The organism is Arthrobacter sp. PGP41 (assembly GCF_002953935.1).
Classification (GTDB): domain Bacteria; phylum Actinomycetota; class Actinomycetes; order Actinomycetales; family Micrococcaceae; genus Arthrobacter.
Genome location: NZ_CP026514.1, coordinates 4,254,374 through 4,270,237, shown reverse-complemented (window position 1 = coordinate 4,270,237; position 15,864 = coordinate 4,254,374). Strand labels below are relative to the sequence as shown.

12 protein-coding genes are annotated in these 15,864 nt (G+C 60.6%); 8 read left to right on the top strand and 4 right to left on the bottom strand.

Annotation, left to right across the window (positions count from 1 at the left end):
* The first annotated feature begins 448 nt into the window (after positions 1 to 448).
* The 8 genes from rpmH (at position 449) to C3B78_RS19550 (ending at position 6,164) form a co-directional block, all read left to right on the top strand.
* Complete coding sequence (gene rpmH, locus C3B78_RS19585) at positions 449 to 586, top strand: 50S ribosomal protein L34 (RefSeq protein ID WP_003800212.1); 138 nt, start codon at positions 449 to 451, stop codon at positions 584 to 586.
* Positions 587 to 627: 41 nt separating this feature from the next.
* Positions 628 to 1,038 (top strand): ribonuclease P protein component, encoded by a 411-nt coding sequence (gene rnpA / locus C3B78_RS19580; protein ID WP_104999543.1) that lies wholly within the window; start codon positions 628 to 630, stop codon positions 1,036 to 1,038.
* Positions 1,031 to 1,426, top strand: coding sequence for a membrane protein insertion efficiency factor YidD (gene yidD, locus C3B78_RS19575; RefSeq protein ID WP_199775298.1), 396 nt, complete (start codon positions 1,031 to 1,033; stop codon positions 1,424 to 1,426). The genes rnpA and yidD overlap by 8 nt, the downstream gene beginning before the upstream one ends.
* Positions 1,427 to 1,442: 16 nt before the next feature.
* The gene (yidC, locus tag C3B78_RS19570; RefSeq protein ID WP_104999542.1) at positions 1,443 to 2,420 is read left to right on the top strand and encodes a membrane protein insertase YidC; all 978 of its coding nucleotides are present in this window, start codon (positions 1,443 to 1,445) and stop codon (positions 2,418 to 2,420) included.
* Complete coding sequence (locus C3B78_RS19565; protein WP_104999541.1) at positions 2,420 to 2,995, top strand: Jag family protein; 576 nt, start codon at positions 2,420 to 2,422, stop codon at positions 2,993 to 2,995. The genes yidC and C3B78_RS19565 overlap by 1 nt, the downstream gene beginning before the upstream one ends.
* 21 nt (positions 2,996 to 3,016) lie before the next feature.
* Positions 3,017 to 3,667 (top strand): 16S rRNA (guanine(527)-N(7))-methyltransferase RsmG, encoded by a 651-nt coding sequence (gene rsmG, locus C3B78_RS19560; RefSeq protein WP_104999540.1) that lies wholly within the window; start codon positions 3,017 to 3,019, stop codon positions 3,665 to 3,667.
* An 89-nt stretch (positions 3,668 to 3,756) separates the two neighbouring features.
* Positions 3,757 to 4,824 (top strand): ParA family protein, encoded by a 1,068-nt coding sequence (locus tag C3B78_RS19555; RefSeq protein WP_324778291.1) that lies wholly within the window; start codon positions 3,757 to 3,759, stop codon positions 4,822 to 4,824.
* A 62-nt stretch (positions 4,825 to 4,886) separates the two neighbouring features.
* Positions 4,887 to 6,164: a ParB/RepB/Spo0J family partition protein gene (locus tag C3B78_RS19550; RefSeq protein WP_104999539.1), complete on the top strand. Its 1,278-nt coding sequence runs from the start codon at positions 4,887 to 4,889 to the stop codon at positions 6,162 to 6,164.
* A 4,206-nt stretch (positions 6,165 to 10,370) separates the two neighbouring features.
* Here the strand turns inward: C3B78_RS19550 and trxA are convergent.
* The 4 genes from trxA to murJ all read right to left on the bottom strand — a co-directional run bounded on the left by trxA (position 10,371) and on the right by murJ (position 15,841).
* On the bottom strand, positions 10,371 to 10,697 hold the full coding sequence (trxA, locus tag C3B78_RS19545; protein WP_104999538.1) for a thioredoxin: 327 nt from the start codon (positions 10,695 to 10,697) through the stop codon (positions 10,371 to 10,373).
* A 37-nt stretch (positions 10,698 to 10,734) separates the two neighbouring features.
* Positions 10,735 to 11,691: a thioredoxin-disulfide reductase gene (trxB, locus tag C3B78_RS19540; RefSeq protein ID WP_104999537.1), complete on the bottom strand. Its 957-nt coding sequence runs from the start codon at positions 11,689 to 11,691 to the stop codon at positions 10,735 to 10,737.
* Positions 11,692 to 11,948: 257 nt separating this feature from the next.
* A complete protein-coding gene (locus C3B78_RS19535) occupies positions 11,949 to 13,517 on the bottom strand; it encodes an ABC transporter substrate-binding protein (RefSeq protein ID WP_104999536.1) in 1,569 nt (522 codons plus the stop codon).
* Between the two features lie 164 nt (positions 13,518 to 13,681).
* Positions 13,682 to 15,841: a murein biosynthesis integral membrane protein MurJ gene (gene murJ / locus C3B78_RS19530; RefSeq protein WP_104999535.1), complete on the bottom strand. Its 2,160-nt coding sequence runs from the start codon at positions 15,839 to 15,841 to the stop codon at positions 13,682 to 13,684.
* Between the last annotated feature and the right edge of the window lie 23 nt (positions 15,842 to 15,864).

Genomic DNA, 15,864 nt, shown 5'->3' with positions numbered 1-15,864 from the left:
TTGCTTTGCCTGCATTGCCTGCAGCCGCGAGTCTTGAACCAGGATGGGTTCAGCTTCATCCACAGGGTTATGCACAGCACGTGGATAATCGGCTACTGGGCCACTCTAGGGGATGAAAAGCCTAGAAGATAGCTGGCAAGGAGCTTGTGGATAATTACATGGATGTGGTTCCGAAATCAGCCTTGTGAGCCACTTCATCCACAGGTCTGGACGGCGGGTTAGGCACAGCTGGGGATAGCCGGCAGGGGGTGCGTCGGTTTGACTCAGGGGTTCCGATTGCCCTAACGTTGTGAAGTCCTTTGTGTCCGCTTTTTGGCCCCATCTGAATCTCTTAGGCGCAGTGCGCTTGAGCAGCCGGGGGAAGCGTGCATATACAAAACTTAGCGTCGGCCAGTTCTTCCCCATACTGATCGGGTGGGCGCACCTTTGATCCACTGGAGTAACTAACGTGAGCAAGCGGACTTTTCAGCCGAATAACCGCCGTCGAGCCAAGAAGCACGGCTTCCGCCTTCGTATGCGTACCCGTGCCGGCCGCGCCATCCTGGCAGCCCGTCGTGGCAAGGGCCGTACCGAGCTGTCGGCGTAAATAACTGACTTGTCGGTAGACATTTCTTTGCGAGTTTAAAGGTGCTGGCCACCCGTAACCGTTTGAGGACTGCGACCGATTTTTCAACAACCGTACGTTCCGGTGTCCGCAATGGACGCCGGAACGTAGTGTTATATACGGCAGCTATTGCTGCCGACGAACCCAGCCGGATCGGGTTCATCGTTTCCAAGAGTGTAGGGAACGCTGTGGCCAGGAACCTCGTTAAGAGGAGACTGAGAGAAGCAGGTGCTGCCTCGCTGCGCGAGTACGGCACCGGGTTTGCCATAGTGGTCCGGGCGCTTCCCGCGTCCGCAACTGCCAGCTGGGACCAGCTGCTGTCGGATTACAATGCCGCATTGGAATCAACGATCACCCGGCTGGCCGGCCGTCCTGCAGGGGCTGCCGCAAACAGTTCGGCCGGTACTACACAGGAGGGGACACTGCGTGCGTAACGCCACCGCCGTCGTCGTTACCTGTCTCCGACGTAGTGCCGCAGCAGTTGCGCTGTTCCTCTGGAACCTGCCCCGCAACATCCTCATTCTTTTGTTAATGGCCTACCGCAAGGTGATTTCACCCTTGTACGGCCAGGTATGCCGTTTCTTTCCTTCGTGCTCGGCCTATGCCCTCGAAGCGATTACGGTGCACGGCGCCGTCAGGGGAAGTTGGCTGGCAGCCCTGCGCCTGGCGCGCTGCCATCCCTGGAACGCCGGCGGTGTGGACCACGTCCCCGCAGGCCACCGACACTGGCCTGAAAACCAGACCCCCACAATTGTTGTACTGAACAACCCGGACAAGTACCTGGCTGCGCAGTCTGATGGAGAAGGCCGCACTGCGGCCTGACGAATAGGGATATCGTATGGACTTCTTTGAAACAATCATGTTTCCGTTCAAGTGGCTTGTTTCCATCATCATGGTGGGCTTCCACGAGGGCCTGACCGCCATTGGCCTGCCGGAGGCTTCGGGCTGGACTTGGACGCTGTCCATCATCGGGTTGGTGCTGGTCATCCGTGCCGCCTTGATTCCCGTATTCGTCAAGCAGATCAAGGCCCAGCGCGGCATGCAGCTGCTGCAGCCGGACCTGAAGAAACTCCAGGACAAGTACAAGGGCAAAACCGACCAGCTGTCCCGCCAGGCCATGGCGCAGGAACAGATGGCCATGTACAAGAAGCACGGGACCAACCCGTTCTCCGCCTGCCTGCCCATGCTGATCCAGATGCCGTTCTTCTTTGCACTGTTCACCGTACTGTCCGGTATTTCGACGGCTAGCCGTGAGGGCAAAAGCATTGGTGCGATGAACCACGAACAGGTGGTCCAGTTTGACCAGTCCACCATTTTCGGGGCCCCGCTGTCTGCGACGCTGCTGCACGGAACGCCGCCGGGTGGCAACGTCGTTGCGGTCTGGATTCTCTCCATCCTGATGATCCTGGCCATGACGGCCTCGCAGTTCATCACGCAGAAGCAGATCATGGCCAAGAACATGTCCGAAGAGGCCATGGCTAGCCCGTTCATGCGCCAGCAGAAGATGATGCTCTACATCCTGCCTATCGTGTTCGGCGTGGGCGGCATCAACTTCCCCATCGGTGTCCTCATCTACTGGACCACCACCAACCTTTGGACCATGGGCCAGCAGTTCTTCGTCATCCGCCGCATGCCGACGCCGGGATCCCCCGCCGCCAAGGCCCTCGCCGAGCGCCGTGCCGCCAAGGGCCTTCCGGCCTTGCCCATCTTGGGCGGCAAGAAGGACGAAGCGGCCGAGGCCGCCGCCGCGGCGGCCGTCGCTCAGGCCAAAGCACAGCGCATCCAGCCACAACGCAAGAACAGGAAGAAGAAGTAATGTCTGCCGAGAGCACCGAACACGCCCTTTCCGAGGACATCATCGCGAGCCAGGCTGCGTCCGCGCATGGCGAATCCTTGGGGACTGACGTAGCCAAGGGATCGTCAGCCAGCCGCCTGGAGGAAGAGGGCGACGTGGCAGCGGACTACCTGGAGGAGCTGCTGGACATTGCCGACATCGACGGCGATATCGACATTGAAGTCCGCAACGGCCGCACTTACATTTCCATCGTGACCGAGGAAGAGTCCGATGCCCTGGATAGCCTGGTGGGTGAGGACGGAGAAGTCCTTGAGGCACTTCAGGAGCTCACCAGGCTCTCTGTTCTCTCGGCGACTGACAACCGGTCCAGGCTGGTCCTGGACATCAACGGCTACCGCCAGGAGCGCACCGGCCATCTGCAGAAGATCGCGGAAGATGCGGCAGCTTCGGTTAAGGAAAACGGCAAGCCGGTGGCACTGGAACCGATGAGCGCCTACGAGCGCAAGATTGTCCATGATGCCGTTGCCGACCTGGGACTGGTCAGTGAGTCCGAGGGCGAAGGCGACGGACGCCACATTGTTGTGTCCGCAGACTAGAGAATTGCTAACCCGCTAATCATGGTTGACATCACGGCAGCTGAACTCGTGGCCGCTGAGAAAATATTCGGTGACCGGTTGGACCTGGCTAAGCGCTATGTGGAACACCTGGCCACGTCCGGAACGGAGCGCGGCCTCATTGGACCGCGTGAGATTCCCCGGCTCTGGAGCCGGCATGTCCTCAATTGCGCTGTCATTGAAAGCGAGATTCCCGAGGGCAGCCATGTGGCCGACGTCGGTAGTGGCGCAGGCCTGCCGGGCCTCTGCCTCGCCATTGCCCGTCCGGACCTTGAACTGACCTTGATTGAGCCGTTGGAGCGCAGGGTCATTTGGCTGCAGGAAGTTGTTGACGATCTTGGCCTGGACAACGTCACCGTGATGCGGACCCGGGCCGAGTTGGCAGTGGGACACGTGGAGGCTGATGTGGTGACAGCCCGCGCGGTATCTGCACTCAGCAACCTCGCCGGCCTCACGATTCCGCTCCTCGGCGGCAAGGGCGAAGTTGTGGCCATCAAGGGTCGCAGTGCGGCTGAGGAAATCGAAAAGGCCGCCAAGACCATCCGCAAACTGGGCGGCATTGAAACGTCTGTTCGGACTGTGGGCGAGAGCCTGCTCGAGGAACCTACTACTGTGGTGCGCATCGTTGTAAACAAGTCCCAAAAGAAAGCCTAGTTCAGGCCCGGTGACCAAACTCTGCCGGGTCCAGCGGTTAGGCTAGACATCGGCAGCAAATTTGGCCGAACGAGAGTGAGTGTGCCCCAGTGACCAGTAGCGAAGCCTCCACGCAACGGATACCGCCGTTCGTGTCCTTGGGGTCAGCACGTTCCGTCGCTGGTCCCATCGTGGTCCCGGCCAGGGGTGGAATTCACCCGGAAAGGGTTGTTGCAGGCGCTAACGCCATGGCCGTTTCACGTGAAACAACCACCGCCGGTAGATCTAACATCATTGATGGAATTGATGATTCCAGCCCGATCGCCCGCGAACTGGCGCACGAAACCAAGCGCCGTGAACGGTTGGTGGGCCGGCAGCTTCCCCGCCCTGAGAAGACGCGCGTCTTTACTGTCTCAAACCAGAAGGGTGGAGTGGGAAAGACCACCACCACCGTCAACATTGCTGCCGCGCTGGCCGCGGCCGGGTTGAATGTCCTGGTCATCGATATCGACCCCCAGGGCAACGCGTCCACCGCCCTCGGAATCGAGCACCATGCCGATGTGGACAGCATCTACGATGTCCTGATAAACGATGTCCCGCTCGCCGACGTAGTGGCGCCCTGCCCCGACATCAACAATCTGATCTGTGCACCCGCCACCATCCACCTTGCCGGGGCGGAAATTGAACTGGTCTCGCTGGTGGCCCGTGAGCAGCGACTCCGCCGCGCAATTGACGTCTATGCGAAGGTGCGCGAGAAGAACGGCGAACAGCGGCTCGACTACATCTTTATCGATTGCCCGCCAAGCCTTGGACTCCTGACGGTCAATGCCTTCTGTGCTGCCAATGAGGTGCTGATTCCCATACAGTGCGAGTACTACGCCCTTGAAGGATTGAGCCAACTCCTCAAGAACATTGAGATGATCCAGAAGCACCTCAACGCGGATCTTGTCGTTTCCACCATTCTTTTGACGATGTATGACGGACGGACAAATCTTGCCGCCCAGGTTGCGGCCGAGGTTCGCCAGCACTTCCCGGACCAGGTGCTGTCTGCAGTTGTTCCGCGTTCCGTGCGGATATCGGAGGCACCGAGCTACCAGCAAACTGTCATGACGTACGACCCTTCCTCCAGTGGAGCCCTGTCTTATCTGGAAGCCGCCGCTGAAATAGCAGAACGCTGAATCTTCAAACTGCAACGACCGGAGAACGGCAAGGCCGGGCTCTAACACTGGAGGGATTACCAATGAGCGAGAAGCGACGTGGCCTGGGCCGCGGTCTTGGCGCGCTGATTCCAAGTTCCGCCGCCGCCAACGGTTCGGGTAATGGTACAGCTGTTTCCCGACCGGTAGACCTCTTCTTCCCTGAGGGACGCAAGAAGACGGAACCAGCCGAAGACGCCACGAACAGCCAGTCCTCTGATGAGGCAGCAAGTGGACGGACCGTTGGTCCGTCCGCTAAGCAGTTGTCATCGGCATCTCCTGCGGGCAAGAGCCCGGCTGGACGAAGCGCGGCGGGCAAGTCCAGTTCCTCAGGCAGTGTTTCCGCTGAAACTGAAAAGGTCAGTGAATCCCCTGACAAGGTTGAGGCCGCTCCTGACCAGCAGGAGCAGACAGGTATGACTGCGACCGCGCCGGCATCTGGTGATGGCGGTGAACGGAACGACGAACCCACCTGGACTGACTCGGGCGTGGAACTGGTAGAGGTTCCCGGTGTTCGTTTCGCTGAAATTCCGGTCTCGGATATCCACCCCAACCGCAAACAGCCACGATCGGTCTTTGACGAAGACGAGATGGCTGAGCTCGTTCACTCCGTCCGCGAAATAGGCGTCCTCCAGCCAATTGTTGTCCGGAAATCAACCGAACCCGGTGGTGAACCCTTTGAGCTCGTCATGGGTGAGCGCCGCTGGAGGGCGGTACAGGCTGCAGGCCTTGATACCATCCCTGCAATTGTCAGGGATACCACGGACGACGACCTTCTGCGGGACGCCCTGCTGGAGAACCTTCACCGGAGCCAGCTGAACCCTCTCGAAGAAGCGGCGGCCTACCAGCAACTCCTGGAAGACTTCGGAACAACCCATGAGCAGTTGGCCGATCGTATTGGCCGTTCCCGTCCCCAGGTGTCGAACACGCTGCGGTTGCTCAAGCTACCCCCATTAGTGCAGCGCAGGGTTGCGGCAGGTGTATTGTCCGCAGGCCACGCCCGGGCGCTCTTGGCCCTGCCAGACGCAGCAGCAATGGAGCGACTGGCCCAAAAGATCGTGGCCGAAGGTATGTCTGTGCGAGCCACCGAAGAAGCCGTGACGATGTACCAGGATCCCGCCAAGCCTGCGAAGAACAACATTCCCCGCCCTGGGGCACGCCACGAGCGGCTCGACTACTTGGCGTCCTCGCTTTCTGACCGTCTTGATACCAACGTGAAAATTTCCCTTGGTGTCCGCAAAGGCAAGGTCAGTATCGAATTTGCAAGTGTAGAGGATCTAAACCGGATTATGGATGTCCTTGCACCTGGTTCGAACAACTAAAGCGCATCTTTCCGTAGCTTGAAGGCCTGATTCCTTGTGGATCAGGCCTTCATTTTTTGAGCAAAGGCTGCCGTTTGTTCACCGCGCTTATCCCGGTTGTCGTGTGAACCTGCAGCGGTTCAGCGGATGCCGGTCAGGCGCCGTTTCCCTAAGTATCCCGATTTTGGTCCTGCCTCTGGGGCGTAATGAATGTTGCGGCACCCACGCCCGTGAGTGCAGCCAAAGCTCAGATGAATTTCTTAGGCTACGGCCCGTGTGGGCGGTGGTGCGGTCTCTTGTATTCGTCCTTTATCAGCGGTTGGACACCGTCCCATAGAGCTAATAGGACGAAAGAGGTGCACCTTCGACGTGGTACTTTTGCAGGGTGGCTCGGCCCCACGCTGACCGCCGACTTCGAAGATTTTCAGCATGTTTCACGTGAAACTTTTGGCTTTTTCCACTGTGCTGCGGGCTGCTTAATCGCCATCGGCACGTGGGTAGCGGTAGTTCTTTAGCACTGGAGCCGGGATGCGAATAGGAGAGCCCGCGATGCGTATGCAACCACTGCGCTTACTGCTGTGTTCTGCCGCTCGCCTCGGGGAGGCTAGCCATCTTCACCGAGTTCCTCAAGTGCTATCCGAACCGGCCCTGCATCGACTTAGTGCTGTTAGTCCAATGGAACGATTCCGCTCGTGTTCAGCTCGCGTGGTGTATTCGTTTAGGACTGTCTGTAGCTCGCCGCCGAAACGCAGTTCCGCGGTGGTAGCGCAGCGCTGTTTCACGTGGAACAAACGCGCTGTGGAGCCGCGAGGACCGTGGATAGGTTGGTGTGATCTTTACTAGACTGCAGAAATCTGGATTTGTAGAGAGCCGAAATCGTCATGCCTACACGTGGTTTAGGCTTTGGTTGCTGCCGTATCCTCCACGGTAAAAATGTCCGCATGAGCAGGGTGCAGAGACGCGTTCCTTTCGTGGTCCCGTCACTTTTGGACATGGGTCCAGGGGGTCGGGTCAGCTTGGATAGCGAGCGTTCCCCGTGCGCAGGCCGAGGAGCTGGTTTGCGTTTAGATGCCTCACTGCAAATGTTGCGGATGGCCCTTTCGCACCGCGTCCTACATCGGTCCGCCCGGTCCCCCGCCGCATCCCGGGACGAACTTCTCTGTTTCACGTGAAACAATGCCCGGCACAGGAGGGCCGCACTTCACAAATTGCACGATACGTGTAGACAGCTGACGTGGGCGCACTGGGATGAGTAGCGGGTACAACACGTAAGGACGAGTGAGTGTGAGGGACAGCTTAAGGTGAGAAGCTCCTTACCGACATACGACCGGCAAGCCCATATGGCGGGGTTCTAATGCTTCTTAGGCGGCAGGAGGATGCGTCCTCAAAAGGATGTCCCAAAGCGGACAGAGGTCCGAGAGGCAGTTCTTCACTAACCCGGGTATCAAGTCCGTTTCCCCAGCCAACAGGCTTCTGCAGAGCTGGCGCATGTCCCCGCTCCCCTGACTGGTCGTAAGCCCCGGCCGCCCACTGTACGGCCGCCGAGTAAGTGGCTCTGGTGGGACAGAGGTCTTGTACGAGGGTTCTCCCGACAACGTTCCTACGAACCTGCCGGTGGGAGGACCTTATAGCCGCGTACAAGTTGCGGGCACGCGGGCCGCCGCTTCCTCTACCCACCTGACGTCCTGGCGCCCAAGGAGTCATCAAGGACCCAGCTGCGGACGGTCTGTGCGGGGCATCTACACGTGAACGCAACGGCCAGGTTTCCGGGCCTGCGCGCTGGCTGGTATGACAACGGGGGCCATGATGCCTGTGAGTCTGAGACCGCGCCCTGCTTAGGCACGACGCACCGCTCAGGAGCATCGCGACAATCCTCGCTAGGTGTCCCCGGTGTGCTCCACCTCGTGGCTAGGAAGAACTGGGCTAGTTGTCGTCTGGGATGCTCCCTAGTGTATTTAGTCTTTCCACATGTCGGCCGAACGTGGTGGATATCCCTGTGGATTGTGCTGTGGATAACTCTGTGGATTGCGGTCCTAAGAACGCAGCGTGTATGGGCCCATGAAGCAACAAATCACGGTCCGCTCATCCGTCGACGATCGTTCAGGAGTTCCTCCCTCACCCGGTTTCACGTGAAACAAAGCCAGGGGCACTTTCTGGACTGCTTCTTGAGCACCGATCTACTGCCAGCGGTTTAATCGGCGCATAAATGGAGTCGGTGAACGAGGCTAGGAGCGCGCTGGTGACCGATTGCTGGCTCATGAATAGGGCCGTCAGCTGTGCGTGCGTCCTGTGACTCGCCTGGAGGCTTAGTGGCCACTGTGGGCTGGCGCATACGCACCTGTGGATAAGGCTGTGAATAAAGCGCAAATGGCACTGTGGATAACTTGTGGATAGACGAGCGGTCGGTTGAGGGCTCCAGGAGCCAATTATGCGTCCTATGCTCGATCAGCACATGCAGGACCGGCGGACAATTAGGCGTGTAGACCTGTGGGTGAGAATCCGAGCGGTGAATCACACATGGGTGGCGCCATCGTTTTGAGTCGAAACCCACGGTACAGAGCCAAGGAGGAAGCTAATGACAATTACGGTCGGTGCAGCAACGGGTCGTGTGCCACGCCGTGACGCTGTCAGTGTGAGTGTGTACGAGGGTGCTTGGTAGATTTCTTGCCTAGGAAGAAGCGACCTGATGCAGACCCTGTCGGCTGGCCTCGCAGTTCACGTCGAGGGCGCCCGGTGACCGTATGGCCGTACAGCGGACCTTTTCCAATGGCTGTCGGGTGTCCCCCACGAATCGACGTCCCGGGGCCAAGCGACAGTCACTAGGCGGTACCGCCAAATGACATCAATGAGACTTGCCAGCGACTACAGAGGAAGCGGAGGGGCGACCGGCTGTGGGTACGCTGTCGAGTTTTTCGGCATGCCTCTCGCGGCCTTTTCCCGCCTGCGACCAAGGGAATGTTTCACGTGAAACGGATCCGGGCGTTGCCATGAACTAGCTTGTGAGTCCAGGCAAGAATGGGCAGATGTGGTTGTGCTAGCCGGGCTGGATCAGCATTTTAGGGAAGTGGGCCGGCGCATGTCGGAGGCGCCGCTCTCGCGGATTGCTCAGCCACCAGATCCCCGGCAAGCGGGCTGAGACGCCGGCGAGAAGTACGTGATGCGGCGATGCTTGTACGAACTGTCGAGAAAGGATCTGGCAGCCAGGTTGTCTTGGGACTCTATGTGGGCTTGATCCAAGTGCAGCGGCACGAGGTGACGTTGAGCGGGGGGTGAGGCGGGCGTCGTTGAGTTCTGTCGATGCATCAGAGGTGGGCGTCACCTCGTTGGGCTTGGTTGGGTACCAGACGAACAGCAGGGCGACGCCAACTCGGCGTGATTTCTTGAATGTAGTAGTTTGGCATAAGTCGGGGCATTATGTGGCCGCCTGTGGGTTAGGCCATCCCTGTCGTTCGTCGCAGCCTTTGTTTCGGGGCGTCCAATCACGGCCCACCGCTTCTCCGCCGCTTCAGGGATGGTATTCAGAGACGAGGAGCGAATTGCGATGAGGTCCTCGGAATTGAACGGTGCGGCGTTGGCGCTGTGCGGAGAACCGCGTTTGCTGGTGGAGAGACGGTTCAAGCGATCCACCGTGTCAGGTGTGGCGCGTTTCCAGACAAACGGGGCACGCCAGCAATCCCTTGATGAGACATCGGGGGCCAGCTTCACTCGGGGTCTACCAGGGCGAATTCGCTGTTGCTCCAAGGCACTGATGCGTGTTTCACGTGAAACGGACTGGTCTGGTCTGCAGCCAAGGCCGAATGAACCAAGAGAGGGTATGCGCAGTACTAAATCTCGTCACCTTGTTTGCGAAGTACGGTGGCCTCCCTCCCGATCATCGAAAGAAACGCGATGAATTCATGCGTGGCGTGGCGTGGTGTGTCGTGGTGTGGCTCCGTGGCCGTACCCTGCCCGGAAGCGACTGACTCCAGCAAGGAATGCGGGCTCCCTTTCGCTGGACCCCGCCCCCCAAAAAAGAAACGCTGCTTCTCAGTACTGCGGCCAGCCGCGTACCGGCACCGTTTCACGTGAAACACAGAGGACGCACTGACTGGCTCGAACTGGCACCGATGTCAGCCCCGGGCTCGTCGGCCTGTCATGCCACAGAGCGCACCGCCAGAATGCCCGAAGCAAAGAAGTGGCCACCGCCGGAAGGCAGTGGCCACTTCTAAACTGCTGAAAGCGCGGACCCTAGGACAGGACGTCAGCGAATTCCTTTTCGAAGAACTGTTTCGGCTTAGCTCCAATAACGGTGTTCTTCACTTCACCACCCTGGAACAGGTACACAGCAGGGATGGAGGTGATGCCGTATTCGGCGGCGATGGATGGATTGTCGTCCACGTTCACCTTGACGACATCAACCTTCTCGCTATATTCCACCGAAATTTCGTCCAGGATAGGGCCGAGCTTGCGGCACGGGCCGCACCATTCGGCCCAGAAATCAACAATAACCGGCTTGTCGGAGGAAAGAACGTCCGTGCTGAAGCTAGCGTCTGTTACGTCTTTGGCGTTACTCATAACCCTTGTCTCTCTCTTCGGATACTGTTTGCGATGATTATGCGGGCAAATCTGCCAGGTAGTGCTCAACATCAATTGCAGCTACACAACCGGAGCCGGATGCCGTAATAGCTTGGCGATAAGTGGGGTCAACAACGTCGCCGGCGGCGAAAACCCCGGGGATGCTTGTCTTCGAACTCCGGCCTTCGACAGCAATGGTTCCCTCGGGTGTCAGGTCAAGGACATCCTTGACAAGCTCCGTCCTGGGGTCGTTGCCGATGGCCACGAATACGCCGGTCACCGAAAGATCGGAAACTGTCCCGTCAACGAGGTTCCTCAGCTTCAGGCCGCTGACTTTATCCTCGCCCACGACGTCATCCACGGTGCTATTCCAGATGAAGTTGATCTTTTCGTGGGCCAAAGCGCGGTCGGCCATGATCTTGGATGCCTTCAGGGTGTCGCGCCGGTGGACAACCGTCACCGTTTTCGCGAACTTGGTGAGGAACAGTGCTTCCTCCATCGCGGAGTCTCCCCCGCCGATCACAGCAATGTCTTGGTCTTTGAAGAAGAAACCGTCACAGGTTGCACACCAGCTAACGCCGTGGCCAGACAGGCGCTTTTCGTTCGGCAGCCCGAGTTCCCGGTAAGCGGACCCCGTAGAGAGGATGATTGCCTTCGCACGGAAGCTCTCACCCGTGGCGATGGTCACCGTTTTTACGGAACCTTCGAGGTGAAGCGAAGTCACGTCCTCAAACTGGATCTCCGTGCCAAAGCGTGCGGCCTGCTTCTCGAAGTTCTCCATCAGGTCCGGGCCCATGATCCCTTCCGGGAAGCCGGGATAATTCTCGACGTCGGTGGTGTTCATCAGCTCACCGCCGGCGGTGACGGAGCCAGCAAGCAAAAGCGGTTTGAGGTTGGCACGGGCGGTGTAGACAGCTGCCGTGTAACCAGCCGGGCCAGAGCCCACAATGATGACATCACGTACTTCGGACGCGGTGTTTTCTGCGATGGTCACTGAACGGTGAACCTCTTCCTTATTTGACGCGCCTCCCCGTGGAGGCCGGCCACATGGCACAACTGTTACTTGATCCTGAATATTCCGGCGCCTGGCAGTGGTGAAACGCCGGCGGACAGCGGACAGCAGTCACCGGAGGCGCTCTTCCAAGGTTACAGTCCAACCGCGCAGGCGCCGCGCCTGCCCCAGCCGTGGGCGGCGACAACCAACGCAACAGCCCACTCCACTGCAGCTGCCGCCCCTCACATAGATGGAGTTTACTGGACCTTGATCTCCGCGAGTCGGACGCCGTAACCGTAGCGCGTCTTAGGAGCAGCAAGCCGTGGCAGTGAGTTGATGGAGACAATCACGTACTGTGCCTGGACCGGCTCGGCCAAAGGCATTGTCAGGTCCGTTGACGTGAAGCTGTTGGTCCCTACGGCTTTGGCACCATCCAGGGCGGGCCGGTCGTTGGTGTATACCGTGATGTTGCCACCGGCCCCTCCCAACTGCGAGAGCGTGATGGAGGAAACCTTGGCGGGCTTCTTAAGCTTTACCACCAGCGGGACGCCCTGGGGTGCCAGTCCGCCCCAGTTTTCGGTGGCAAACTCCATGTCCGACCAGTAGCTGGCAGCGTTTCCGTCATAGGCCTTCACCAAGTCACCATCGAAGGTGGCCGCGAAATCGAAGCTCCCCTGCCTGCTGATGTTTTCAATTGCAGGCGGGGCGGCAGGAGCAGCCGATGAGGGCGCTTGTGTTCCGGGTGCCGTGGTTTCCGGGGCACCGCCGTTGGTGGCAGGGGCGGGGGAGCCGGCCTGCGGCTGCGGGGAGAAAAGGCTGCCCAAATTGGTCACGGCGAAAACAAGACCGGCAATGAGGACCACAGCGAGCAACCCGCCTACGAGCCATCGCATTGACCTGGGCTCGCGTCCGGCCTCGTCACGGTCATCGTCATACTCGCCTTGGCTGTCAAACGCAGCAGCCGCGGCAGTAGGCGCGGCGGAGCGCGCAAAAGAGGATGGCTTCTTGTTGGCCGTTTGGGGTTCGTCTTCAACCGGCGCGGTCCCGGAAGGCTGGTCCTCGGCGTAGGCGTAGTCGGCATCGGACCATAGGGACACTTTCGGCCTTCCGCCTGGAGTGCCCTCCACGTTTCCGGGAGTCGGGACCTGCTGGTCCCGTGCCTGGCCGGTGTTCAGCGCAGTAGCGCGGGTTGCGGCTTCGCTGGCGTTACGGGCTCCGGAGCCAGCCCCGGCAGCACCGCCCAACGCTCCACCCACGGTGGCTGCCCCGCCCACTGCGGAGGCCCCGGCGGACTTGCGGGCGGAGGAAGGCGACGCTGCTGGCTTCGCGGGCGGTTTCGGCGGCACAGCCGGTGCCTGCCGATAGGGGTCCACCTGGCTTGGGTGTGTGTCCGAGTACTTGATGTAGCCCGCTTCAATGTGGTCTTCATCGTCGTAGGGCTCGGGTTCGTGAGACCTCGGCTGGCCGAAGATTTCGCTGCCCAGCGTGTCGGTGAAAAAGGGTTCCACGTACGGCGGATTCGACGCAACCACCAGGTCAAGCAGATCCGCAGCCGACGTGTGGTTGGTGATGAGGTAGGTGGCAGCCTCGGTCATGCCAAGGTCCAGGACCTGGACGGTGCCGGGCCGTTCACCGGTGGCCACTTCCCGGGCGCTCTGGGCAACCTGTTCAGTGTTGCCGGGCCCGGCAACGAGGATGCTGACGGGACGGTTCAGGACCTGGTCCACACCGTCCAGCACCAGATCGTGGTCGTGCGAGGCCAATACAGTGGCGGTGACCTTGTAACGGCCGCCCAGTACTGATCCGACATCGATCGGGTTGGACACGTGTTCCTCCTAGACTGTCCGGGAGTGCCGGCTTGAATGATGCAACCGCCATCCAGAAGCCGCCGGGCGGCTGGCCCTGGATGCAACTACCCCTGTACCTTCTCGATCCTAGCCGATTGCGCCCCTTGCTCCCTGGATAAAGGCAGCGGCGAGCGACTCGAAAGTCACTTTTTTCGGGGGCGCCGAGGCTTGAAGTAGGGGTTCTCGCCGGGCTTCCCCTGGAAGGTACGGCGCCCTGGCAGCGGAATTTCTTCCCGCAGCAAACCTCCCCGGGCCGTACTGGGCTGGTCCTCCGCGGGAAGGTAATCCTCGTGGGACGACGCCGGGCCGTCGCCGTCGCGCGCCTGCCTCCGCCGTGCGTGGTGTTCAGCGTCCTCCTGTTCCGGAGCCGGCCCCGCCCTGAAGGAAACGGCGTCGAATTCGCCGGAAATCCGGGGAATGAGCCCGGTATCCACGGAGGTGGTGGCACGCTCCGGTGCGGGCCGTCGTCGTTCACTGGAGGATCCGCCAGGGGAAGAGTCCGACGGCGGGGTCCCGGCTTCCGCGGACGGTGCAGGCGGTGCGCCGCGGCCCAGCCGTCCCAGGAGGGGGCGGAGCAGGTCGCGCAGTTCAGCAACGCGGAACAGCTTGAGCAGGAAGAAGTAGGCCACCAGCATGACCGGGCCCACCACGACGAGCGTGATGAGGGCTGTGATCCGGTCGCGCCAGGCGAAACCGTCCGGGCTGTAACTGCCCATCAGCCACAGCGCACCTGCACCGGCAATGGCGGAACCAAGCGCCGCGTAGCCCATGCGGATGTAGGAGTTGGCGATCCGTGGCCCGTCCAGGTGTCCCAGGAGGCGCCGCAGGAACCAGGCACTGATGACCACGGAGAGGATATTGCCCACCATGTAGAGGACGGCGATCGCGTAGATGATCTGGGTAACCGGCAGGAACTGGATGGCGAAAGCACCGGCCACGTAGACAACAGCCAGGAGCAGCTGGATGTAGAAGGGGGTCCGGGCGTCCTCATTCGCGTAAAAAACCCGGGACATCATGAAGTTGGCGCTCATGAACGGCGTGCTGAGCGCGAGGATGGTCAGCGTCTGGGCCAGCATTACGCCATCCTGGCGAAGCCCGCCGGAGAAGAACATGCCCAGGGGCCCGGCGAGGGCAAAGAGGGCCAGGGCGCCAAACACGGTGGCAACCGCCATGGTCCGCAGGCCGTGCGAGAGTGCGTCGCGCAGTTCGTCGTGGTTTCCGTCCTGCGAAGCCCGGGTCATCCGGTTGAACAGCACCGTGGCCAGTGACAGCGCGATGATGGAGTGCGGCAGCAGGTACAGCTGGCTGGCCACCTCCAGCACTGCGTTGCCGGGCAGCATGTTCGCGGCCGGGTCTCCCGCCTGCTGCAGCCGGATGCGTTCCGCTCCCGGGATGGTGGCGATGCGCATGACGTACAGGAAGGCGAGCTGCCCGACGGCGGCAGTCAGCAGGGTCCAGACGCTCAGCTTGGCTGCCTGGCCCAGTCCCACGCCCCGCCAGCCGAACCGCGGGCGGAGTCCCAGCCGCAGCCGGAAAACGGGGATCATCAGGATGGCTGTCTGGGACACCACGCCGATGGTGGAGAACCCGGCCACCAGCAGGGTCTGGGTATCGCCCCAGTTGTCCAGGGTGTGCGGATTCAGCTCGTTCGCACCGAAGATCCAGATGAACATGCCCAGGCCGGCGATGGCCACCACGTTGTTGAGGATGGGTGCCCACATGGCGGGGCCAAACGCCCCGTTGGCGTTCAGGACCTGGGTGAGGAGGGCGTAAAGGCCGTAGAAGAAGATCTGCGGAAGGCACCAGAAAGCAAAGGTGATTGCCAACGCCTTCTGCGACGGAGAGTATCCCTGCGTGGTGAGTTCAATGACCCACGGCGCCGCCAGGGTTACTAGGGCGGTCAGGCCCAGCAGGAGGAGCACAGCCAGCGTCAGCAGCCGGCTGATGTAGTCCGCTCCCCTGTCCGGAGCCTTGCTTGCCTTGATGATCTGCGGCACCAGGACGGCGTTGAACACGCCGCCGGCAACCAGCAGGAAGATCAGGTTGGGCAGGTTGTTCGCGTTAATGAAGGTGTCATTGACGGTGGAGCCAAGACCCAGGGCGGTGCCCAGCATCCAGGTCTTTCCGAAGCCCAGGAACCGCGAGACGAGTGTCCCGGCAGCCATGATGGCGCTGGACCTGGTTTCGCTGGCAACCGTGCCGCCCGGGGAACTGTCCGCGCCGGCCGGCACGGGGGGAACGCCGTCAGGGACGGCATCGCCGGGCGGGCCGGCTTTATCGGAAGGAAAGTTGGTAGCTGACATCGGGTTCATCGTCTCACTCAAAG